This is a genomic window from Ruegeria sp. ANG-R, from assembly GCF_000813985.1.
Classification (GTDB): domain Bacteria; phylum Pseudomonadota; class Alphaproteobacteria; order Rhodobacterales; family Rhodobacteraceae; genus Ruegeria.
In genome coordinates, this window is the sequence record NZ_JWLJ01000002.1 from 199,436 (window position 1) to 221,924 (window position 22,489).

Annotated in this window: 26 protein-coding genes; 12 read left to right on the forward strand and 14 right to left on the reverse strand. The window is 57.6% G+C overall.

The window, feature by feature from the left end:
- The first annotated feature begins 114 nt into the window (after nucleotides 1-114).
- Both RA27_RS09560 and RA27_RS09565 read left to right on the forward strand, forming a co-directional pair.
- Entirely contained in the window at nucleotides 115-465 is a 351-nt protein-coding gene (locus RA27_RS09560) for an H-type lectin domain-containing protein (RefSeq protein ID WP_039537702.1), read from the forward strand.
- A 102-nt stretch (nucleotides 466-567) separates the two neighbouring features.
- Nucleotides 568-1,260: a nitroreductase family protein gene (locus tag RA27_RS09565; protein WP_039537705.1), complete on the forward strand. Its 693-nt coding sequence runs from the start codon at nucleotides 568-570 to the stop codon at nucleotides 1,258-1,260.
- Between the two features lie 52 nt (nucleotides 1,261-1,312).
- On the opposite strand, the gene RA27_RS09570 is transcribed toward RA27_RS09565, so the two are convergent.
- A complete protein-coding gene (locus RA27_RS09570; protein WP_039537707.1) occupies nucleotides 1,313-2,332 on the reverse strand; it encodes a ribose-phosphate pyrophosphokinase in 1,020 nt (339 codons plus the stop codon).
- 108 nt (nucleotides 2,333-2,440) lie between these two features.
- Between RA27_RS09570 and RA27_RS09575 the strand changes: the two genes are divergently transcribed.
- A complete protein-coding gene (locus tag RA27_RS09575; protein WP_039537710.1) occupies nucleotides 2,441-3,040 on the forward strand; it encodes a 2-hydroxychromene-2-carboxylate isomerase in 600 nt (199 codons plus the stop codon).
- Nucleotides 3,041-3,058: 18 nt separating this feature from the next.
- Here the strand turns inward: RA27_RS09575 and RA27_RS09580 are convergent, their stop codons facing one another.
- The 8 genes from RA27_RS09580 to RA27_RS09620 all read right to left on the reverse strand — a co-directional run bounded on the left by RA27_RS09580 (nucleotide 3,059) and on the right by RA27_RS09620 (nucleotide 10,311).
- Nucleotides 3,059-4,093 carry a beta-eliminating lyase-related protein gene (locus RA27_RS09580; protein WP_039537712.1) on the reverse strand — a complete coding sequence of 345 codons (1,035 nt, stop codon included), beginning with the start codon at nucleotides 4,091-4,093 and terminating at the stop codon, nucleotides 3,059-3,061.
- Entirely contained in the window at nucleotides 4,093-4,566 is a 474-nt protein-coding gene (locus RA27_RS09585) for a YcgN family cysteine cluster protein (protein WP_039537715.1), read from the reverse strand. The genes RA27_RS09580 and RA27_RS09585 overlap by 1 nt, the downstream gene beginning before the upstream one ends.
- Nucleotides 4,563-5,495, reverse strand: coding sequence for a bifunctional riboflavin kinase/FAD synthetase (locus RA27_RS09590; protein WP_039537718.1), 933 nt, complete (start codon nucleotides 5,493-5,495; stop codon nucleotides 4,563-4,565). Before RA27_RS09590 ends, RA27_RS09585 begins: the two co-directional genes overlap by 4 nt.
- Nucleotides 5,496-5,579: 84 nt before the next feature.
- Entirely contained in the window at nucleotides 5,580-6,563 is a 984-nt protein-coding gene (locus tag RA27_RS09595) for a phosphatase PAP2 family protein (RefSeq protein ID WP_082025089.1), read from the reverse strand.
- 130 nt (nucleotides 6,564-6,693) lie between these two features.
- Complete coding sequence (locus RA27_RS09600; RefSeq protein WP_039538168.1) at nucleotides 6,694-7,137, reverse strand: MaoC family dehydratase; 444 nt, start codon at nucleotides 7,135-7,137, stop codon at nucleotides 6,694-6,696.
- Between the two features lie 100 nt (nucleotides 7,138-7,237).
- Entirely contained in the window at nucleotides 7,238-8,113 is an 876-nt protein-coding gene (locus RA27_RS09605; protein WP_039537724.1) for a TIGR01459 family HAD-type hydrolase, read from the reverse strand.
- Between the two features lie 197 nt (nucleotides 8,114-8,310).
- Nucleotides 8,311-9,231, reverse strand: a complete 921-nt coding sequence (locus tag RA27_RS09615; RefSeq protein WP_039537731.1) for a manganese-dependent inorganic pyrophosphatase — start codon at nucleotides 9,229-9,231, stop codon at nucleotides 8,311-8,313.
- A 99-nt stretch (nucleotides 9,232-9,330) separates the two neighbouring features.
- Nucleotides 9,331-10,311, reverse strand: a complete 981-nt coding sequence (locus RA27_RS09620) for a TraB/GumN family protein (RefSeq protein ID WP_039538170.1) — start codon at nucleotides 10,309-10,311, stop codon at nucleotides 9,331-9,333.
- Nucleotides 10,312-10,432: 121 nt separating this feature from the next.
- Here RA27_RS09620 and RA27_RS09625 point away from each other — a divergent pair, with 121 nt between their 5' ends.
- From RA27_RS09625 to RA27_RS09650, 6 genes are all read left to right on the forward strand, one after another.
- Complete coding sequence (locus tag RA27_RS09625) at nucleotides 10,433-11,107, forward strand: DUF2161 family putative PD-(D/E)XK-type phosphodiesterase (protein ID WP_039537733.1); 675 nt, start codon at nucleotides 10,433-10,435, stop codon at nucleotides 11,105-11,107.
- Between the two features lie 175 nt (nucleotides 11,108-11,282).
- On the forward strand, nucleotides 11,283-11,570 hold the full coding sequence (gene groES, locus RA27_RS09630) for a co-chaperone GroES (protein ID WP_010441779.1): 288 nt from the start codon (nucleotides 11,283-11,285) through the stop codon (nucleotides 11,568-11,570).
- Between the two features lie 54 nt (nucleotides 11,571-11,624).
- Nucleotides 11,625-13,268: a chaperonin GroEL gene (groL, locus tag RA27_RS09635; RefSeq protein ID WP_039537736.1), complete on the forward strand. Its 1,644-nt coding sequence runs from the start codon at nucleotides 11,625-11,627 to the stop codon at nucleotides 13,266-13,268.
- A gap of 181 nt (nucleotides 13,269-13,449) precedes the next feature.
- Entirely contained in the window at nucleotides 13,450-14,292 is an 843-nt protein-coding gene (locus RA27_RS09640) for a DMT family transporter (RefSeq protein ID WP_039537740.1), read from the forward strand.
- Between the two features lie 38 nt (nucleotides 14,293-14,330).
- Nucleotides 14,331-15,104 (forward strand): alpha/beta fold hydrolase, encoded by a 774-nt coding sequence (locus RA27_RS09645; protein ID WP_039537743.1) that lies wholly within the window; start codon nucleotides 14,331-14,333, stop codon nucleotides 15,102-15,104.
- The gene (locus tag RA27_RS09650; RefSeq protein ID WP_039537746.1) at nucleotides 15,101-16,252 is read left to right on the forward strand and encodes an alpha-D-ribose 1-methylphosphonate 5-triphosphate diphosphatase; all 1,152 of its coding nucleotides are present in this window, start codon (nucleotides 15,101-15,103) and stop codon (nucleotides 16,250-16,252) included. Before RA27_RS09645 ends, RA27_RS09650 begins: the two co-directional genes overlap by 4 nt.
- Before the next feature lie 61 nt (nucleotides 16,253-16,313).
- Here the strand turns inward: RA27_RS09650 and RA27_RS09655 are convergent, their stop codons facing one another.
- The 4 genes from RA27_RS09655 to RA27_RS09670 all read right to left on the reverse strand — a co-directional run bounded on the left by RA27_RS09655 (nucleotide 16,314) and on the right by RA27_RS09670 (nucleotide 18,923).
- Entirely contained in the window at nucleotides 16,314-17,381 is a 1,068-nt protein-coding gene (locus RA27_RS09655; protein ID WP_039537749.1) for a 5-(carboxyamino)imidazole ribonucleotide synthase, read from the reverse strand.
- Nucleotides 17,382-17,383: 2 nt separating this feature from the next.
- Nucleotides 17,384-18,139 (reverse strand): NAD(P)-binding domain-containing protein, encoded by a 756-nt coding sequence (locus RA27_RS09660; protein ID WP_039537752.1) that lies wholly within the window; start codon nucleotides 18,137-18,139, stop codon nucleotides 17,384-17,386.
- A complete protein-coding gene (gene purE, locus RA27_RS09665; protein ID WP_039537755.1) occupies nucleotides 18,136-18,621 on the reverse strand; it encodes a 5-(carboxyamino)imidazole ribonucleotide mutase in 486 nt (161 codons plus the stop codon). The genes RA27_RS09660 and purE overlap by 4 nt, the downstream gene beginning before the upstream one ends.
- 77 nt (nucleotides 18,622-18,698) lie before the next feature.
- On the reverse strand, nucleotides 18,699-18,923 hold the full coding sequence (locus RA27_RS09670; protein ID WP_010441787.1) for a DUF465 domain-containing protein: 225 nt from the start codon (nucleotides 18,921-18,923) through the stop codon (nucleotides 18,699-18,701).
- A 161-nt stretch (nucleotides 18,924-19,084) separates the two neighbouring features.
- Between RA27_RS09670 and RA27_RS09675 the strand changes: the two genes are divergently transcribed.
- From RA27_RS09675 to RA27_RS09685, 3 genes are all read left to right on the forward strand, one after another.
- A complete protein-coding gene (locus RA27_RS09675; RefSeq protein WP_010441788.1) occupies nucleotides 19,085-19,498 on the forward strand; it encodes an Hsp20 family protein in 414 nt (137 codons plus the stop codon).
- A 5-nt stretch (nucleotides 19,499-19,503) separates the two neighbouring features.
- A complete protein-coding gene (locus RA27_RS09680) occupies nucleotides 19,504-19,728 on the forward strand; it encodes a DUF1150 family protein (RefSeq protein ID WP_039537758.1) in 225 nt (74 codons plus the stop codon).
- A gap of 90 nt (nucleotides 19,729-19,818) precedes the next feature.
- Nucleotides 19,819-20,697, forward strand: a complete 879-nt coding sequence (locus RA27_RS09685; RefSeq protein ID WP_039537761.1) for a PhzF family phenazine biosynthesis protein — start codon at nucleotides 19,819-19,821, stop codon at nucleotides 20,695-20,697.
- 72 nt (nucleotides 20,698-20,769) lie between these two features.
- Here the strand turns inward: RA27_RS09685 and RA27_RS09690 are convergent, their stop codons facing one another.
- Entirely contained in the window at nucleotides 20,770-22,488 is a 1,719-nt protein-coding gene (locus tag RA27_RS09690) for a bifunctional sulfate adenylyltransferase/adenylylsulfate kinase (RefSeq protein ID WP_039537764.1), read from the reverse strand.
- Between the last annotated feature and the right edge of the window lies 1 nt (nucleotide 22,489).

A 22,489-nucleotide genomic window follows, 5' to 3' on the forward strand; every position in this document is an offset into this window, starting at 1 on the left:
GGTTCATGACATTCTGAACACTCCGAACGGTCCCGTATCTGCGGGGCCGTTTTTTGTCGTGATTTCGTCAAAGGTGCGGTGTAAGGTGCCGGAATTGAAAGAAAAGACGACACGATGAAGAAATTTCAAACTCACCCAATCGGTATCGATCAGGGCGAATCCGTTCTGTTCTCGGATTTCGCGGATGGTGGAGATATGTGGACCGGAGAAGGCGCACGGGAGCGGCGCACGGCTATTCGGTTCACTGAGCCGTTTCGGTCGGTGCCAATCGTGCAGATCGGCGTGGCGCTTTGGGATGTGGATACATCTTCCGCTTTGCGTGCGGAAGTTCAGGCCGAAGATATAACTCCAGAAGGATTTGATGCGGTGTTCCGCACCTGGTCCGATACGCGCATCGCGAGAATTCGGGTGGCCTGGACTGCGATCGGAGAAGTTTCGCATGAGGATGATTGGGATATCTCCTGACGCAATCTTGTTCTTGTCAGAAGATTGCACCCCTTCGCATGTCGTTCCATAAACTATTTTGCCATCTTTGAGACGAGCGAGAACAACCGGAGGACCTTACAGGTGTTTGCAAGAGAACATATTGAATACAAAGCCCTGGACCTTCCGGACCGGATGGATTTGTCGGATGATGATATGCTGTCCGAAGCGCTGGCGTTCTATGATAAGATGAGGCGTCGTCATACTGTGCGCGACTACTCGGACCGCCCCGTGTCACGCGCCGTGATTGAAGAGTGCATTCGGGCAGCCGGAACCGCGCCGTCGGGGGCCAACCATCAGCCCTGGCATTTCGTCGCGATTTCAAATCCCGAGATGAAGCGCCGCATTCGGGAGGAAGCGGAAGAAGAGGAACGCAAGTTCTATGACGGCGGTGCAGGGGATGAATGGCTGAAAGCGCTGGAACCGATTGGAACAAATGACCAGAAGCCGCACCTGGAAGATGCGCCGTGGTTAATTGTGATATTTGCTCAGAGATGGGGCCATTTCGATGACGGGATGCGGTTCAAGAATTACTATGTGCCTGAGAGTACGGGTATTGCGACGGGCTTCCTGCTGACGGCGTTGCATCACGCTGGGTTGGTCTCGCTGACCCATACACCCAATCCGATGAAGTTCCTGAACAAACTCCTGGACCGTCCGGATCACGAAAAACCGATCATGATTGTGGCTGTCGGTCATCCGAGTGAAGACGCGAAGGTACCGAAAGTTGCAAAGATGAAAAAGCCGCTGGATGAAATCATGACGGTCGCCGAATAGGCAGGCCGTCATGATTGCAAATGGCAGATATGGCAATCAGCAGCTTCTCTGATCAATCCATATGATAAAGCGACTCGTAGATCGGGGTCAGCGTCTTGTCCTCAAACAGGGATGAGACGCTGGTGCCGTTCCAGATGTTCAGGATCGCCTGGGTAAAGATCGGTGCCGTGGGTACGATGCGGATATTCGACGCTTTGTCGATCTCGGCCGTTGGCTGGATCGTATCCGAAAGGACCAGTGATTTCATGACCGAGTTGGTCACGCGCTCGACTGCGGGGCCACTCATGACGCCATGGGTGATATAGGAATGCACTTCCTTGGCGCCGTTATCCATCAGCACCTGCGCCGCTTTGCACAGGGTGCCGGCGGTGTCGCAGATATCGTCAACGATCAGACAGATTTTATCCTTCACATCCCCGATCACGGTCATCTCGGCCACTTCGCCTGCTTTCTCACGACGCTTGTCGACGATCGAGAGGGGCGCATTGATGCGTTTGGCCAATTCACGCGCGCGGGCTACGCCGCCGACGTCGGGCGAAACCACCATCAGATCGTCCATCTGATCCTTGAATTGCTTCTTCACGTCCAGGGCAAAGATCGGCGAGGCGTAAAGGTTGTCGACGGGCATATCGAAAAAGCCCTGAATCTGGGCCGCGTGCAGATCCATAGTCAAAATACGCTCGATACCTGCTCCGGTCAGCATGTTGGCCACCAGTTTGGCACTGATGGGTGTACGCGCTTTGGTCCGGCGATCCTGACGGGCGTACCCAAAGTAAGGAATGACGGCGGTGATGCGTGCTGCGGATGAACGGCGCAGGGCGTCGGCGATGATCAGCAGTTCCATCAGGTTGTCATTGGCGGGGTTCGAGGTGGGCTGGATGATAAACATATCCTCGCCACGCACGTTTTCGAACACCTCGACGAAAATTTCGCCATCGTTGAACCGTTCGACCCGCGCATCGACCAGACCCTGATCAACGCCACGATGCAGGCTCATGCGGCGGGCAATGGTTTCGGCAAGCGGAAGATTGGCGTTCCCAGCGATAAGCTTGGGTTCGTGAAGTGTCGGCATCGGCTGATTTTCCCCGGGCAGCAGTGGCAATGTGACAGATTCGTGATGTTGACACCGCTTAGCATGGGTCTACCGTCCCGCAAAGATAACGCAGCGGAGAAAGTGAACATGACCCGGATTGACTACTTTTTTGCGACACTCTCACCCTATTCCTATCTGGCTGGGATGCGACTTGAAGAGATTGCAGCCAAGCATGGGGCGACGATCAACTATAAACCGCTGGATATCATTGCTCTGTTTGGCCGAACCGGAGGAGTTCCCCCAAAGGATCGGCATATCTCACGCATCGAATACCGCGCGCAAGAGCTTGTGCGTCAGGCGCGCAACCTGGATATGCCGTTGAACCTGCAGCCTGCGCACTGGCCGACCAACATGGCGCCGTCCTCTTATGCTGTGATCGCTGCGATTCAGGATGGATCGGGGGATGTCGGAAAGCTCTGCCATTCGTTCCTGCGAGCGTGCTGGGCTGAGGAAAAGGATATCGCCGATGATGGCGTTATCCGCGATTGTCTGGAGCAGGCCGGGTTTAATCCAAATCTCGCCGATAGCGGTCTGTTGGTGGGGGCGGAAACCTATGCCTCCAATCTCGAGGAAGCCGTGGACCGGGGAGTTTTCGGGGCGCCTTTTTACATTATGCCGGATGATCAGAGGTTTTGGGGGCAGGACCGTCTGGACGACCTGGACAGACATCTGGCCGAGTTGAAATAGCGGGGCAGGGGGGCACGACTAAAAGAGGCTCAGAAACCGGTCGATCTGATCGGATTCGATGGACCAGTCGCAGACAAGGCGGCAGCCCAACATCTCGTCTTCATCCGCACCGTCCAGCGAGCCATCCCATAGATGATACACTGCGCCTGCCTCGTGCAGGCGCTTGTGCTGGCTGCGGGGAAAGCTTGCGAAAATCATATTTGCGTGGGGTTCATGCAAGAATTCTGCCCCGACCGTGCGCAGCCCATCCGCCAGACGCGCGCAATTGTCATTGGCCTTACGTGCCGATTTAAGCCAGAGATCGTCCTGCAGATAGGCGGCCATCTGGGCCGACAGGTAACGGTGCTTGGAAAACAGATGCGCCCCGCGCTTGCGCCGCAGCTCGAATTCCCAGGCTTTGCTTTCGTCAAAGAAGATGACGGCTTCGACACCCATCAGTCCGTTTTTGGTGCCGCCAAAACTGACCGCATCGACACCGGCTTTCCACGTCATCTCTGCCGGTGAGCAATTCAAAGCGACCAGAGCATTGGTAAAGCGTGCGCCGTCCATATGCACCGGCAGCCCATACTTCTTGGCAACACCACACAATGCTTGAAGTTCGCCCAGCGAGTAAACCGAGCCGCGCTCGGTAACCTGTGTGATCGAGACTGGCCCGCGTTGAGGACCATGCACGCCGCGGGTTTCTTCCCCCTCGATGGACTTGGTCAACGCTTCGGGGGTCATCTTGTCGCTACCCGGCACCAGTGTCAGCTTGGCACCAGTGTAGAATTCGGGCGCGTTGCACTCATCCTCATGGATATGAGCGACAGGCGAGCAGAACACGGTTTCCCATGGCTTGCTCAGCGTCGCCAACGCCAGCGAATTCGCCGCCGTCCCCGTAGCCACCAGATAAACAGCTGCGCCCGGAGCTTCGAAAACACCGCGGATCTGATCGCGTACTTCGTTCATCAGCGTGTCGGCACCGTACGCCATCTGGTAGCCCTGATTGGCCTCGGCCAATGCAGCCAGAACTTCCGGATGAACGGGCCCGGAATTGTCAGAGGCAAAATACATCAGTTCGGCTCCTCGATGATGTAGTCTTCCCATTCTTCCATGGGTGTTTCGAACTCGGACACGGTACGCCCTTGCACAGATACTCCGGCGGCATGGACGCTATCGGGCGTACCAGACAGCAACGGGTGCCAGTCGTAAAGAGGTTTGCCTTCCCACAGCAGCCGATAGGCACAGGTCTGTGGCAGCCAATAGGCATGATCGTCGATATTGTCGGGCCTCATGACGATGCATTCGGGCACGAATTGGTGGCGGATATCATATTGCGTGCACCGGCAGGTATCGTCATCCAGAAGACGACAGGCGACGCAGGTCAGCGCGACCTCGCCCGTATCTTCGTCCTCCAATTTGTTGAGGCAACACTTTCCACACCCATCACACAGGGCTTCCCACTCGCGTTGGTTCATCTTGCGAAGTGGCTTTCGCTCCCAATATCGAGGCGCAAGACCAGCACGATCAATCGGGTCGGTGGTCATGAGTTGGCCAATATCTCTCGGGCACGCGCACAATCCGCATCCATCTGCGTGATCAACTCGTCAAGGCTGTCGAAGGTCAGTTCAGGGCGCAGATAGTCGACCAGTCCAACGGACAGCGTTGTTCCGTAAAGATCGCCCGAAAAATCGAACAGAAACGTTTCGATGTTGGGAACCTCACCGTGGAACATTGGCCGCGTTCCCACCGACGCTGCACCGTGATAGCTGCCTTGATGCGGGCCATCCAGAACATCGACCAGAACAGCGTAAACACCGAATTTTGGAGGGTGCAGCCCCTCTATCGACATGTTGGCCGTAGGAAATCCCAGTTCACGCCCACGCTGTTCGCCTCCGACGACCTCGCCCTCAATCCGGTGCCAATGCCCAAGCATCGTTGCCGCATCGCGCGGGCGGCCTTCTGAAAGAGCTGTACGGATCGCGGTTGACGAAACCACATTCTCGGATCGCTCCATCAAGGGCGCGATTGTAACGCCGAACCCCATCTCGTCGCCAAAGCGAAGCAAATCCTGAGGCGTTCCACTGCGCCCCTTGCCAAAGCAGAAATCCGCGCCGACAACGACATGCGACAACCCCAGCCCGTCGCTTATCACGTTTCTGGCGAACGCTTCGGGTGTCAACCCGGCCAACGCGGCGTTGAACGGCAATTCATAAAGCTTTTTCACTCCAAGCTTCTCAAGCCGGTGCGCACGGGCATTCCCGCGCATCAGACGAAAGGGCGGTGCATCAGGCGCAAAATACTCTCGCGGATGAGGTTCGAATGTCATCACCCCCAAAGGCGCATCCGGCGCTGCGTTGCGCGCCAGATCAATAACGGACTGGTGCCCGAGGTGAACGCCATCAAAATTTCCGATGGCAACACTCGCGCCACGGTCTTCTGGCTCGATAAACTGGAAGTCCCGAATGATCTGCATGAGGCTTGCCTAGCGGGACTGTCGGGCAGGTTCAAGCATCTGATTCTGGCAAATCTGTACTATAACAGTCAGAGCAACCTGACATCAGCTCAACCCATGCTGTCTGGTGGGGGCGAATTTTGGTACGGCAGATATCCGGTGTCTTAGTAGAATCCATGCTACAGCTATGACGCCTATCGAAACATAGCCGTCTATCGCGTAGTGCCACCCGTTAAAAACAGAACAAAACAAAACCGCGATTAAGAAAACCAGTCCCGGTATTAGCAAATACATACTCCGCTCGGCCATGTACAAGGCGACGACCATAGCTACGCCAACATGTACGGACGGAAAGGCCGAGATGCCCGACCCAAACGTCTGAGCTTGACTAACGTAGTCGTGCCAGAGAAAGGTCTGGAGCTTACCGAGTTTGCTGTCGGTGAGCCCCGATGTCCCTAATGCATCAGAGAGACCTGCAAACCGGTCGCCGCCCAACAGCAGGTCGTAGTAGATCGGACCGACCGAGCTAAATACGAGCGCCAGCACATTGCCCAACAGAATCCAGCATGTGCAATAAAGTATCATAAAGCGATTTCGACGCGCTTCGCTTTCGTCAGTAAGTGCGATTATGACCGGCAAGAAGAATGCCGGCAGAATCCAGATCGTAAAGTATATTGTTTCGACAAGGCTTGGTGTCACATAAGCGGATGCACGGTGCGCAATTTCCCACGGGTCGACGCCAAAATGGAGAATGTTGTCTATATTGGCGAGTATTTCGTCCGCATAGAATGGCATCAGGTATGGGATCGATGTTTTGGTAATCGAGAACGCGGCACAAAAAAGAAGGCACCCAAAAAAAGCGTACAGGGTTCTGACAATCCTTGCCCGCAAACCGCTGTGTCGGGAAAAATATAGGAACACCAGAACAGCAATGCCGAGGAGCTTGAGATAATTTATGAACTGCCATGTCAGTGCGAGGAGCTTTGTCAGTTCGAGATCGAGCAAGATGGCGGCATTCTCACGAACGAGCAAGGCTAATACTGCCGCAAATGCAGCATAAGAAATTGAAAACAAAAAGAATGTTTTCATTCTCCAGTGACCTCTACGCTATAAACGCAACCAGCTATAAAAAAGCAATCCGGCAACAATGTGACTGATGCGTAGCGTTTGTTCGATTAGTGCAGGGTCACGTTTTAACGAAGGGCAGACTTCCTAAACGTCAATCAAACTTGCGGCTGGGCGCTAGCACCATGGCTTCTCCTATCAGCACCTTCTTACCTTCGACGGCGCAGTGGCAGTCCAGCTTGACCCGGCGTTTGGCGAAATCGATATCGATTACCTTGACCTCGGCATAGACCATATCGCCCGGACGCACCGGAGCGAGGAACTTGAGCGATTGACCCATGTAAACAGTCCCGTGGCCGGGCAGCTGTTCTCCGATCACGGCAGAGATCAGACCTGCGGTAAGCATCCCATGCGCAATACGGCCTTCGAATATCGTATCGCGTGCATAGTCATCGTCCAGATGAACCGGATTTCGGTCGGTCGACACTTGGGCGAACATCTCGATGTCTTCATCGGTTACCACTTTGCGAAGGTGCCGTGACATGCCCATTTCGATGTCTTCGATACAAATCGTTCCGCGCGGAAGGTTATCCAACATGCTGCCCTCATTCGAGATCATAAGAGCAACAAAAAACCATCATTCGCTGCTCGTCGGCAACTTTATTACTTCGCAGCTGCAGAAAATCAAGTCTTTTTTACTACCTCAACCGCCCTATCGAGAAGGTTGGGTTGATCTGTTCTTTTTCGTTATGCGCCCTTAAAGCGTCTTCATCCGGATGGTGCGACGTTTTGGTCTCAGCAGCTGCCAGACCGCCTGTAATGAACAGGGTGTCAATGCCCTCGCCCATGCCCCCGGCGATGTCCGTTTGTGGCCCGTCGCCAATGGCGAGTATCTCGGAATCCGAGGCATCAATTCCGAGTTCCTGCAACCTGCGCCGGGCCAGATCGTAGATCGGCGGGTGTGGCTTGCCGAAATACAGGCTTTCTCCACCCATCTCGGTATACAGTCGCGCCAGCGCTCCGGCGCACCATTCGCGGGTTTCCCCCCGGTCCACCACGATATCCGGGTTGGCACAGAGCAGCTTCAGCCCTTTCTGTTTGGCATACAGAAAATCGGCCCGGTTCACATCTGGGTCCGCCATCGGGTCGAACGGGCCGCAGCAAACGATGCCCTCGGCCTCATCCAACGCAACGCGCTCAATGTGGATCGGATGATCCAAAAGTCTCAAAGGTTCGAAGAATCCGGCGTCGCGCTGCCAGTCCCCCATGAAATAGACCTTGTCGCCAACCGCGCCGCGATACATCGCCGAACGGGCCGAGTCGCCGCTGGTGGCGATCGTGTCATACGCATCCGAGGGTACGTTGAACTGTGACAGCTGGGTCGCAACGCCCGCGCGCGGCTTCGGGGAATTGGTCACAAGAACCACGGTGCCCCCGTTTTGGCGATACGCCTGCAGCGCTGCAACGGCCTCAGGGTATGCCGTAATCCCGTTGTGGACGCATCCCCACAAATCAACGAACAACGCTTTGTAGCGGTCAGAGATTTCGGCGAGTGAAGAAACGATCTGGGTCATGGCGCGCCTTGTACAGCATGGAATGCAAGATGCAAAAGCCTATGGCAGAGCCGGACAGATTTTGCCATGGGTGCCGCCACGGGTCCGACAGATGAAATCACATTCCCCCGTTCATCTGGCCAAAAACATCCCGGAGCGCGAGGCAGAGCCTCGCAAAATGAAAGGCGCCCGAATTGGGCGCCCTCGGTGGCCGGAAATCAGACCTTGAGGTTCGGAATGATCTGCTTTTTCCGGCTCATGATACCCGGCAATACCACGGCGTCGCCATCTACGGATGCCCCAAAACTTTTCTCGGCAACGCCTTTGACCAGACCGTTCGGAACCAATAGCGTCGCTTCTTCGTTCAGAATATCGACCACGAACAGCAACACCTGATCAACGCCGTCTTCCTTAGCAACGTCGGCCATCGAGTTCACGATGCTGTCCTTGCGATCCAGTACGACGCCGGGGGCGGTGGTCTCCAAAACCGAGACCCGGAACTTGGTACCGTCAACCTCGTATTCCTTGCTGTCCATGCGGATCAGCTCGGCATCCGAGAAAGACGATACATCCGATTTCGCCGCAAACATATCGGCGGCATAGGCCGACACGTCCAGCCCCAGTTCGGTGGCCAGTTTCTCGGCCACGGCGCGGTCATGCGCGGTGGTGGTGGGCGAGCGGAATTCCAAAGTGTCCGACAAAATACAGGTCAGGGCAGCACCTTTGATTGCGTCAGGCATCTTGGCGGCATCGTCACCCATCAGGTCGACCATGATAGTCGCCGTGCAGGCCAGCGGGCGCACCGTGATGTCGATGGGGCCTTTGGTCTCAAGGCCGCCGACCAATTTATGGTGGTCAATGATGGCGCGGATGTCGGCGCTGTTGATGCTGGCGGGCAGCTCGGCGGGGTTGTTGGTGTCGACGATGACAACCGGTGCACCCTCGGCCACGTCTTCGATGATCTGAGGTTTGGGCAGGTCCCAGCGTTCCAGCATGAATGCGGCTTCGGTGTTGGGTTCCCCCAGCAGCACGGGCTGGGCCTGTTCACCTTTCACTTCGTTCAGATACCACGACCACAGGATCGCAGAACCCGTGGAATCGGTGTCGGGAGATTTGTGGCCAAATACAAGCGTTGTCATGTCTCGTGTCCTGAGGAATATGGATTTGCGCGCCTTATAGGGCGGTCAAACCCGGTTGTCACCCGGAACGAAAGATGCTGCGACCCTTGGTCTGAACTCCTAGAATTCAGCGCGTTCCAATGTGTATCCCGCCTGCTGTAACTGATTCAGCAATCCGTAGTCATTGCTCAGGTGTCCGGCCCCTACAGCGATAACCGCGGTTTGATCCTTCAGTTCCAGAATCTTCTCCATCCAGTTCGCATTGCGCTGTACCAGAAGCTGATCCTCGAAGTTGTGCCATTCGGCGTCGAACTCCTCGGGGGTCAGGCCGGATACTTCAAGCCCTTGCATCTTCGCAAGCTCCATGATCGCGGCGTGCTGTTCTTCGATATAGGCGTTGGCCATGGTGATCATCTGGTCATTTCCGGCCTGCAGCGCCCCGGCCAGCCGTGCCAGCGAGGCGACCTGTTCCTCCAGTGGGTGGCTGTCAAACAGGGCAATCAGGTCGTCAATCCGTTCAAGTGAATGCTGAGGAATGTCATGTTTTTCAGCGAGTTCGGTGAGGCGTGTGTCCATACCTCTGTCGAATTCGGGTGTGTCCATCAGGCAGGGTGGAATGCCCAGCATCATGCTCAGGAACCAGGGGCGCATCTTTGCGGCCATCCAGCTTGGTATCCCACGCTCGGCCAGTGTCGCCGATAGCGCAGCCCAGTCGTCTTCGGACATCAGATCAACCAGTGTGGGGCCCGACGTGATCAGGACCGGGCTGAAGTCTTTGGACAGGTCCTTCTCGAACGCGTCCATTTCGTTCTTGGTGACTTCGAAGTAGAACGCATCGGCCTGACTCAGGACGGGCGTTAAACGGTCGACCACCGGGCCCATGCGGGCGTCATTGGTGTGCAGGGTGCCGATCAGATGCAGCACGGTGCCGTCTTTTGTTGCAATCCAGTGGTTGCCTTCCGGAAAGGGAATGTCGCTGATTGTCCTGTCCAGTTCGGCCTGCGTTTCGGCCGACAGATCAAGCCTCAGATCACGCCCCTCACAGGTTGCGTGGGCTGTGATCGGAAGCAACAGGCAGAGACAGATGCTGAGAAGGCGCATGATGAATCTTTCGGAATGGGCGAATATATCCATGACATACCTTGGCTTTCTGGCGGCGCGCAATGTGGTTTGTCTCCAAGTACCCGCTGGCATTCGGCGCGAAACTGCATAGCATGGCACCATGAAGCTTGAGCAGGACCTCTATCCACCCATCAAAGCCTTGTTGGAACGTCAGGGATATACCGTGAAAGGTGAGGTCGGCGCTGCCGACATTGTCGCTCTGCGGGATGGGCAGGAGCCGGTGATCGTCGAACTCAAGCTGCGCTTCAGCCTTGCGCTGTTTCACCAGGCCATAACGCGTCTGAAAGTAACCGATCAGGTCTATATCGGGGTCTGCAAGCCAAAGGGCAGGACCGCGCGTCGGGCTTTGAAAGACAACCTGGCGCTATGCCGTCGTTTGGGGCTGGGTCTGATCACCGTGCGCTCTGATGGAACGGTCGAGGTTCAGTGCGATCCCGGTCCATATGCGCCACGCAAGGATAAGATCAGGGCCAGACGATTGTTGCGCGAGTTCGAGCGGCTGCAGGGCGACCCGAACGCGGGGGGCGCCACCCGCCATGGTATCGTAACCGCCTACAGGCAGGATGCGCTTAAATGCGCGGCCCACCTGGCAGAATACGGAGCGGGCAAGGGGGCCGATGTTGCGAAGGCCACAGGTGTCACGGCGGCGACCCGATTGATGTATGACAATCACTACGGCTGGTTCGAGAAGGTGGAAAAGGGCATCTATGCGCTGTCCGAGGCGGGGCAGGAAGGTCTGAAACACTGGGCATATAGTTGGGAGCAGCCGGACTAGGAGCTGCGTTCCGACCCGTCCGTTGTGCCGGGGCAAAAAAATCTCTCACATATTGTTGACTCGCTTCCTGCAACTCCCTAGCTATGCCTCGTTATCACTCATGAGACCCGAGTGCTAACGCCTCGTCAATCGGCGAGGGGAGGATAACAAACTTTGAGCCCAAGGAGCTGCAAAGATGGCATTGAAACCGCTTCACGACCGTGTGCTGGTTCGTCGCGTAGAAAGCGAAGAGAAAACCGCAGGCGGACTGATCATTCCCGACAGCGCAAAAGAAAAGCCCAGCGAAGGCGAAGTCGTCGCAACCGGCGAAGGCGCGCGCAAGGACAGCGGCGAACTGATCGCGATGGCTGTAAAAGCTGGCGACAAGATTCTGTTCGGCAAATGGTCGGGCACCGAGGTTCAGGTCAACGGCGAAGAGCTGCTGATGATGAAAGAAAGCGACATCATGGGGATCATCGAGTAAGCGAACCGCTTCCTCTGATCTTCATTTCCAACTTATTTCTCAAGGAGAAACAACATGGCTGCAAAGGACGTCAAGTTCGACACCGATGCCCGTAACCGTATGCTGGCAGGCGTCAATGTTCTGGCCGACGCGGTTAAAGTGACCCTGGGCCCCAAAGGCCGCAACGTGGTTCTGGACAAATCCTTCGGGGCACCGCGCATCACCAAAGACGGTGTCTCGGTTGCCAAGGAAATCGAACTGGAAGACAAGTTCGAAAACATGGGCGCGCAGATGGTGAAAGAAGTCGCCAGCCGCACCAATGACGAAGCTGGCGACGGCACCACCACTGCAACCGTTCTGGCGCAGGCAATCGTTCGCGAAGGTCTGAAGCAGGTTGCTGCTGGCCTGAACCCGATGGACCTGAAGCGCGGCATCGACCTGGCAACTGCCAAGGTTGTTGAAGGCATCAAAGACGCTTCGCGTGAAGTCAAAGACAGCGCAGAAGTTGCTCAGGTTGGCACCATTTCGGCCAACGGCGAAGCCGAAATCGGCCAGCAAATCGCTGACGCGATGCAGAAGGTTGGCAACGAAGGCGTTATCACCGTCGAAGAAAACAAAGGTCTGGAAACCGAGACCGATGTTGTCGAAGGTATGCAGTTCGACCGTGGCTACCTGTCGCCTTACTTCGTCACCAACGCAGACAAGATGATCGCAGAGCTCGACGACTGCATGATCCTGCTGCACGAAAAGAAACTGTCCTCGCTGCAGCCGATGGTTCCGCTGCTCGAGCAGGTGATCCAGTCGCAGAAGCCTCTGCTGATCATCGCGGAAGACGTTGAAGGCGAAGCGCTGGCAACTCTGGTTGTTAACAAACTGCGCGGCGGCCTGAAAATTGCTGCTGTCAAAGCACCGGGCTTCGGCGACCGCCGCAAAGCCATGCTGCAGGACATCGCAATCCTGACCGGCGGTCAGGTCATCAGCGAAGATCTGGGCATGAAGCTCGAGTCCGTCACCATGGACATGCTGGGCACCGCCAAGAAAATCGAAATCACCAAAGACGAAACCACCATCGTCGACGGTGCTGGCGAGAAAGCCGAGATCGAAGCACGTGTTGCTCAGATCCGCACTCAGATCGAAGAAACCTCGTCGGACTACGACCGTGAGAAGCTGCAAGAGCGCGTTGCCAAACTGGCTGGCGGTGTTGCCGTTATCCGCGTCGGCGGCATGACCGAAGTTGAAGTGAAAGAGCGTAAGGACCGTGTGGACGATGCTCTGAACGCAACCCGCGCTGCCGTTCAGGAAGGTGTTGTTGTTGGCGGTGGTGTTGCGCTGGTTCAGGCCGGTAAAGCACTGGAAACTCTGGAAGGTGCAAACGCCGACCAGAACGCAGGCATCAACATCGTTCGTAAGGCAATCGAAGCGCCGCTGCGCCAGATCGCCGAGAACGCAGGTGTTGACGGTGCGGTTGTTGCGGGCAAGGTCCGTGAATCGTCCGACGCCGCATTCGGCTTCAACGCTCAGACGGAAGAATATGGCGACATGTTCTCGTTCGGCGTGATCGACCCGGCCAAAGTTGTTCGTACCGCTCTGGAAGATGCGGCATCGGTTGCTGGCCTGCTGGTCACCACCGAAGCGATGGTTGCAGATCGTCCGGCCAAAGAAGGCGCGGCGCCTGCAGGCGGTATGCCCGACATGGGCGGCATGGGCGGCATGATGTAAGCTGCTTAAGCCTTAGTGCTTAATAGCGGGGTCGCCTTCGGGCGGTCCCGTTTTGTTTGGAATGTCCATTGTGCACTCGTCCCCTTGGCGATGGGACGTTCTGATCCGAGGAGGGTCGGGATTGGTTCGGCAATCGGGAATGTGAGTGTGCAAATCCTTTTGAAACCGCTATGCGGTTGATATGCGACTGTTTCTGCTGACCACCCTGATCATGTGCGCTTTCGCGGCGAATTCGATCCTGAATCGTCTTGCTATCGACAGTGGTGCCAGTGATCCGGCAGGATTTGCCGTCATTCGGGTTTTGTCCGGTGCCCTGGTGTTGGCAGCATTGGTGGCGCTTCGGGGCGGTCATATCCCGGTTGTTAATCGTCGACGTGTTGTCGGGGCCGGATCATTGTCGCTTTATATGATCGGATTTTCGGTAGCGTATCTGACGCTTGATGCGGGGCTCGGCGCGCTGATCCTGTTTGGGGTTGTGCAGATCACGATGTTCTCGATTGGCGCGTTGGCTGGCTCCGCACCCACTCTGCGGCAGATTTCGGGCGCCGGTATTGCACTGGGGGGGCTGGCTATTGTCCTTTGGCCGGCAGGGACGGTTCAGGTGGAGCCTTTAGGAGCCAGCCTGATGACGGTTGCGGGGATCGGGTGGGCCCTCTATTCCATCGCGGGCCGGTCCGAACCAGATGCATTGTCGGGAACGGCCGCAAATTTCATTGTGGCGTTGCCCGTTACAGGAATTGCCTTATTCCTGCTGGGAAGCAATTGGCAAATGTCTCCGCTTGGCTATGGGCTGGCCGCACTTTCCGGAGGCGTCACGTCCGGTCTCGGCTATGCGCTATGGTACCGTGTCGTGCCACAGCTTTCACCGGCGGTAGCCGCGGTCGTGCAACTCAGCGTTCCGGTCATCGCAATTACTGCCGGGGTCATTCTGCTAGCCGAGGTGCCAAGTTCCAGGCTGCTACTTGGCGCTGGCTTTGTGCTTGGCGGTATTGCACTGGCGGTGCTGCGCCGGAACCGTGGCTAGGGGTTTCCTCGGCTTCGGTTAGGGCTTATCTGGCAGGTATGAAGTTTCTCGCTGCCGTCTTCCTGTGCCTTGCCCCCGCGATGGTCCACGCAAAATGCGTGGTCCTGCTGCACGGTCTTGCGCGCACCGAAGCCTCGTTTACCGTGATGGAACAGCTCTTTGATGCCCATGGCTACACCGTGGTTCGGCCCGGTTACCCGTCGACTGACTTACCGATACCTGACCTCGCCAATCAGACCTTGCCCGGCGCGTTCGCGGCCTGTGGGGACGATACGGTGAACGTGGTGGCCCATTCGATGGGCGGAATTCTTTTGCGCTATTGGCTGCAGGACAACGATCCCGAGAATCTGGGACGCGTTGTCATGCTCGGACCTCCGAACCAGGGCAGCCAACTGGTGGATGAGCTTGGTGCCTGGGAGGTGTTCGGCTTTCTGAACGGTCCTGCCGGCCTGGCGTTGGGCACCGGACCAGAGGGTATTCCACGCCGTCTGCCGCCTGTGGATTTCGATCTTGGAGTGATCGCTGGCGAAAACTCGTTGAACCCGTTGTTCTCGTCTCTGATCGATGGGCCGGACGACGGCAAAGTCTCGATAGAGACCACAAAGGTCGAGGGTATGGCAGATCACATCGTCTTGCCGGTGACGCATACGTTCATGATGAACAATCCGCGTGTTATGGCCCAGACCCTGCATTTCATCGAGTTCGGACAGTTCGATCCCCAGATTACCTGGCTGGATGGGGTGTTGGATATCATTGACCAGATCTGCCTGGGGGAAGACTGCGCTGAACCCGAATCGGAGCCGACTCAATGAATTCACTAGATCTGACATTGACCGGCGCGGACGTTCTGCTGCCGGGCGGCTCGGTGTCGCGCGCCGAGCTGGCAATCGCGGATGGTATCGTTCAGGCCGACAGGGCAGGGCGAGAGGTTGATCTGTCGGGCTATCTTGTCCTGCCGGGCATCGTTGATCTGCATGGCGACGGGTTCGAACGCCACATCGCGCCGCGCCGTGGGGCGATGAAGCAGATGGCAGAAGGCATTCTCTCGGTCGAGGCGGAACTGGCGGCAAACGGCATCACGACCGCCGTTCTGGCTCAGTTCCACAGCTGGGAAGGTGGGGTGCGCGGCCCCGAATTTGCCGGTCAGGTTTTTGATGCCATCGTCTCGGTCAAGGACGATGTGGTGACCGATCTGATCCCACAGCTGCGCTTTGAAACTCATATGCTGGACGATTACGAGGCCCTGCCCGAACGTATCGCTGATTGGCAGGTCCCTTATGTGGTCCTGAACGATCATCTGCCGCATGATCGGCTGGCAGAGGGGCGCAAACCGCCGCGCCTGACCGGTCAGGCGCTGAAGGCCGGGCGCAACCCCGACGCTCATTTTGAGATGCTGCTATCCATGCATACGCGCAGCGCCGAAGTGCCGGCAGCTTTGGATAAGCTTTGTTCTGAGCTCATCGATCAAGGCGTTCGGCTGGGCAGCCACGATGACTCCAGCGCGCCGAGTCGCGCCGAGTGGCGTGCGCGGGGGGCCACTATCTCGGAATTCCCCGAAACGCTCGAAGCGGCCGAAGCGGCCAGAGCGGGTGGGGATCGAATCATTCTCGGATCACCCAATGTTGTGCGGGGCGGATCGCATAAAGGAAACGCCAGCGCCGTGGACCTGATCGCGATGGGCCTGTGCGATGCACTGGCATCGGATTACCACTACCCCAGTCCGCGCCGCGCGGCGTTGATGTTGGCCAAGTCGGGGTTGCTTGATCTCGCCAGCGCCTGGGCCTTGGTGTCATCCGGTCCCGCGAAGGTTCTGGGCCTTGCAGACCGTGGAACGCTGCAGCCGGGAAAACGTGCTGATCTGGTGATACTGGACGCTGCGACCCACCGTGTTGCGGCCACCTTTGCGGGCGGGCGCGTCAGCTACATGTCCGGTGATATCGCGATGCGGTTCCTGAACTGACCCCAGCTTCATCTGGCCAAAAATATCCCCGCCGGAGGCATCGCGCGCCAGCGCGATAGGTTCATCTGGAAATCCGGTTGAAGTGCCCCATCTTGCGGCCCGCCTTTACCTCGGCCTTTCCATAAAGATGCAACGCCACATCCCGTTCGCGGGCAAGTTCCGGTATCCGGTCCATATCGTGCCCGATCAGGTTTTCCATCACGACGTCCGAGTGCCGCTGACCGTCGCCCAAAGGCCAGCCGGCCACGGCGCGAATATGCTGTTCGAACTGATCCACAGCGCAGCCATTCTGCGTCCAGTGGCCCGAATTATGAACACGTGGCGCGATTTCGTTCACGATCAGTCCTTGTGGCGTCACGAACAACTCGACCCCCATAACACCGACATAATCCAGCGCGTTGAGAATGTTGGCGGCCAGCAATACCGCATCTGTCCGCTGAGCCGGAGACAGGCGCGCCGGTATTGTTGTTGTGTGCAAGATGCCGTCGCGGTGGACATTTTCGCCCGGATCGAAACAGGCAACCCGACCGTCCAGACCGCGCGCGGCGATGACCGAGACCTCGTGGCTGAAGTCCACAAACCCTTCCAGAATGGACGGCGCGCCTGCCATATCCGCCAATGCCGCCTCAGCATCTTCGGGTGCGCGCAGCCGGGCCTGACCCTTGCCGTCATAGCCGAAGCGGCGGGTTTTCAGGATGGCGGGGGTGCCAATCTTATCAATTGCAGCGCGCAGGCTGTTCAAATGGGAGATGTCAGCAAAAGGCGCTGTTTGCAGGCCCAAACCTTGCAGAAAGGTCTTCTCGGTCAAGCGGTCCTGACTGACCCGCAACGCCTCGCGTCCCGGGCGTATGGGGCGGTGTGCCTCAAGCAGATCCAGCGCCTGCGTGGGGATGTTTTCGAACTCGTAGGTGATCACATCCACCGAATCCGCAAAGGTATTCAATGCGTCGGCGTCATCATAAGCGGCGGTCGTGACCTGATCTGCCACCTGACCGGCCGGCGGGTTCGCACCCGGCTCGAAGATGTGGGTTTTGAACCCCAGCCGCGCCGCCGCGACGGACAGCATCCGACCCAGCTGGCCGCCGCCCAATATCCCGATCGTCGCACCGGGGGTGAGCATATCTGCCATGGTCAGGCCTCCAATCGTTTGCTAATTACGGTCAGGGCGGTGCGCAACGCGTCATGCGCGCCCTCGGACTGCAGTGTATCTGTCATCTGAAGGCTTAACGTGCCCTCAGTCGCAAGCGCATCGCGCTCTTTTGCCAGCTCACCTGCCTGACCCTTGGGCATCGTCGCAAGAAAGCCCGACATGAGCTGCGTGGTATAGAACTCGGCCCCAACCTTGTCTCCGGTTTGGCCAGCCAGCCACTCGGCCCCGGTTGCCATCAGGTCCAGAATGCCGGGTACCATGGCGCAGATCGCAAAATGCGCATTCAGCGCGGCCTCGTCCACGACTTTCACCACCGGGTTTTGGGGCTCGAAAAGCCCAGCCAACAGGTCGCTGTTGCCATAGGCCGCCAGCGGACAGCCACCGGTTTGCAGAAAGCCCAGCGGGATCGTCTGTACAAACTCCGAAGCAGGTGCACAAAGCGTGGCGAGCTGGTTTTCAGAAACAGCGGCCATAACCGAAACGATCTGCTGACCGGCCCTAAATGTTAGTGGCTGCAGAACTTCGGCTGCAATCTGAGGGCGCAGACACAAAAAGACGATATCCGAGGCGTCGATTACCTCTTGCGGGGTACCAACACCGACCCCAAGCTCTGCTTTCAGGGCCTCGGAAATCTGCGCGTTCCGCGAGGTGACGTGAATGTCATGCCCTTTCGAAGCCATAAGCCGCGCAATCGGGGCCGCGATGTGGCCGGTGCCGATGAGGCCGATGCGGCTCATCCCTGCGGCGCCTCGGGGATCGAGGCGGACAGGGCCTCGCGCCATGTATCGAGCCGATCCGCCAGTTCCACATCCTGCAGCGCCAGAATGCCTGCGGCCATCAGCCCTGCATTCGCCCCCCCGGCCGATCCGATGGCCATGGTTGCTACCGGAAACCCTTTCGGCATCTGCACGATGGAATACAGCGAATCCACCCCAGACAGAGCTCGGGTCTGCACCGGGACACCGATCACCGGCACGCGTGTTTTGGAAGCCATCATGCCCGGTAGATGCGCCGCGCCGCCTGCGCCGGCGATGATGACCTGCAGGCCACGGGCAACAGCGGTTTTACCGTAGTCCCAAAGGCGATCCGGGGTACGGTGGGCTGAGACGATGCGTGCCTCATACGCGATGCCCAGCTCATCCAGAATATCGGCGGCCTCCTTCATCGTGGGCCAGTCCGACTGGCTGCCCATGATGATCCCTACTTTCACATCGCTCATAGCCTCAGTGCCCCTGCCATCGGAAAGAGCGCGCACTATAGCCAAATCCGCTTATGTGGCAATGCGGTACACGCGTTTCAGGCGATGATATCGGGGGTCAATCGGTCTTCGATCAGACGAATAATGTCTTTGAGGCGCAGTTTCTGCTTTTTCAGCCGTTTGATCGTCAACTGGTCCGAGGTCCCCTTGGCCTGCAGCGCCTCGATCGCTTCGTCCAGATCGCGGTGCTGGCGGCGAAAGACCTCTAACTCCACCCGCAGGACTTCATCGGTTTTCATTGAAAGATCGGTGGGCGCGTTCATGGGCGACTCAGTGTTACAAGTGGTGCTTTCCACACAAGATAGTGTGTCAGGGTTTATCCGGCCAGACCTTGTGGACATCCCCGTATCTTCCCATATTCTATACCACGCGGTTGCCACAACGGGGCCGCAGAATACGTCGCTTTGACAACAAGGACGAACACGTGTCGAAACTTACCTTAGGCTCATACCCGCATCTGTTGGGGTTCGAGCAGTTGGAACGCCTTCTGGAACGGTCTGCAAAGGCCGGTAACGAAGGATACCCGCCCTATAACATCGAACAGACCTCGGATTTTTCCTATCGCATCACGCTGGCCGTGGCCGGATTTGCGGAAGAGGATCTGTCGATCACAATCGAGGATCGCCAGTTGGTGATCCGGGGCCGTCAGCGCGACGACAGCGAGGGGCGCATATTCCTGCACCGCGGCATCGCGGCACGCCAGTTCCAGCGCATGTTTGTGTTGGCTGACGGGGTCGAGGTGGGCGAGGCGATCATGGAGAACGGTCTGTTGCATGTGGACCTGACCCGCGCCGTGCCTGAAACCGTGGTTCAGACAATCAACATCAAGAAGGGGTAAGAGCAATGAATACACCGATTGAAATCAACGCAGAAGGCACCCGGATCGTTTACGTGAAAGCCGTGGATGTGGCGGATTTGCCAAAAGATGTGCGCGAGCAGGCAGGTGATCTGGATCAGCTTTATGCGGTTCACGATTCCGATGGTCAGCAACTGGCTTTGGTGGCCGACCGCAAGCTGGCCTTTGTGCTGGCGCGTGAACACGACCTGTCTCCGGTGGCCGTTCACTGAAACGGTCTCGAAACTCCACGAATTGACGTGACATGCGCTGTCGCAGCCGCGAAACATCTGAGCCGGTAAGGGGCAAGCAGGAGATCACGTATGAGCTGGTTCGAATTTGACTGGGTAGACGCGTTCAGCGACCGCGCTTTCGGCGGCAATGGTTGCGCTGTGGTGCACAATGGCGCTGGGCTGTCGGAAGACCTCTGTATGGCATTCGTTCGGGAAACCTCACTGGTCGAGTGCACATTTACCGGGCCATCCGAGGTGGCAGATATCCGGGTCCGCTATTTCCTTGCCAGCCGTGAGATTCCCTTTGCCGGACACCCAACCATCGCGACAGTCGCAGCGATGCGATCGCGTGGTCTGACCAGCGGTGACACGCTGACGCTTGAAACCGGGGCGGGGATTGTGTCGATCCGGCTGGATGCGGACGAGATCGAGATGACCCAGATCGCCCCGCAATTCGGCGACCATGTGCCCGCCGATCTGGTTGCCAGTGTCATTGGATTGCCGGAAGAGGCGATTATCGCGCCACCGCAGTTCGTTTCGACCGGGCTGCCTTTCTGCATCACTGTCTTGCGCGATCACGAGGCACTGCGTGCTGCAAAGCTGGATGTCGCATCACTCGGCAAAATCTCGGAACGAGCGGGTTTCTCGGGGTCTGACATGGCCGAACCGTTTCTGGTTGCGCTCGACGGCGCAACCGATCTGGGAGATACCTTCTCGCGCCTGTTGATGGCACCGCCCAGCCCGCCCGAAGACCCGTTCACCGGGTCCGCGACCGGGGCCATGGCGGCATATCTTTGGAAGCACGGTTTGATGGATGCCGAGACATTCATCGCCGAGCAGGGGCACGATATGGGCCGACCCGGTCAGGCGCGCGTCACTCGGGTCGGACCATCTGACGCCATGACCGGAATCAAGGTCGCAGGGCGCGGTTATGTTCTGATGCGGGGGCAGGTCGCGCTGTCGGGCTGAAACACGCAATGCAATAAAGCAAAGAAGGCCCCCGGTGGGCCGGGAGCCTTCTATGCTGGCGAATGATCGCGGTTACGAGGCGGCGATCAGCCCCATGCTTTCCAGTTTCAGCAAGACCTGATGAGCGCAGTGATCGACCTCGACATTCTCGGTCTCGACGCTCAGTTCCGGGTGTTCAGGCACATCATAGGGGTCTGAAATTCCCGTGAACTCTTTGATCTTGCCCTCTCGTGCCAGCTTGTACAGGCCCTTCCGGTCGCGACGTTCGCATTCCTCAATGCTGGTCGCCACATGCACTTCGCAGAAGGCGCCGAATTGTTCGATCTCTTCCCGCACAGCGCGCCGGGTGGTAGCGTAAGGCGCAATCGGGGCGCAGATGGCGATGCCGCCGTTTTTGGTGATCTCGCTGGCGACGTAACCGATGCGGCGGATGTTCAGATCGCGGTGCTCTTTGGAAAAGCCCAGTTCCGACGACAGGTTCTTACGCACGATATCCCCATCCAGCAGGGTGACCGGACGATCTCCGGTCTCCATAAGCTTGACCATCAAAGCATTGGCGATGGTGGATTTGCCCGAACCCGAGAAGCCGGTGAAGAACACCGTAAACCCTTGTTGTGACCGGGGCGGGAAGCGGTTGCGCAACTCCTGCACCACTTCCGGGAACGAGAACCATTCAGGGATCTCCAGCCCTTCGCGCAGGCGACGCCGTAGTTCAGTGCCCGAGATGTTCAGGATCGTGACATTGTCCTTGTCCAGAATCTCGTCGTTGGGCTCATACTGGGCGCGTTCCTGCACATAAACCATGTGTTTGAAATCGACCATTTCAACGCCGATTTCGTCTTGGAATTTGCGGAACAGGTCCTGCGCGTCGTATGGCCCATAGAAATCCTCACCAGCCGAGTTCTTGCCCGGCCCGGCATGGTCACGTCCCACAATAAAGTGGGTGCAGCCGTGGTTGGCGCGGATCAACCCGTGCCAGACGGCCTCGCGAGGGCCGGCCATGCGCATGGCCAGGTTCAACAGCGACATCGACGTGGTCGAGGCCGGGTATTTGTCCAGTACGGCCTCATAGCAGCGCACGCGGGTAAAGTGATCGACGTCGCCGGGCTTGGTCATGCCTACGACCGGATGGATCAGCAGGTTGGCCTGCGCCTCTTTCGCGGCGCGGAAGGTCAGCTCCTGGTGCGCCCGGTGCAACGGATTGCGGGTCTGGAACGCAACGATCCGGCGCCATCCCAGCTTGCGGAAGAAGGCGCGCAGTTCGTTCGGCGTGTCGCGGCGCGCCTTAAAATCATAATGAACCGGCTGCTGGATGCCGGTGACAGGACCGCCCAGATAGACCTTGCCAGCTACGTTATGCAGATAATTCACCGCCGGATGCGCATCATCATCGGCACCAAAAACCTTCTCAGCTTCGCGCGCCTTGTCAGGTGTCCAGCGGTCGGTCACGGTCATCGTGCCAAGGATGACACCTTCCTGATCGCGCAGGGCGATATCCTGACCCAGTTCGATGGCTGCCGCGAATTCCTCATCGACGTCCAGCGTGATCGGCATCGGCCACAGCGTTCCGTTGGCAAGGCGCATATTTTCAACCACATTGTCGTAGTCCGCCTCACTCAGAAAGCCTTTCAAAGGATTGAACCCGCCATTCATAAGCAGTTCCAGATCACAAATCTGCCGGGGGCTCAGATCCCAGCTGGTCAGGTCTGCAGCTTCGACCTTCAGCTTCAATGCGGATTCGTAAGAAACATAGAGCTCGGGGATCGGGGCTAGATTGCTTAACATCGTCATC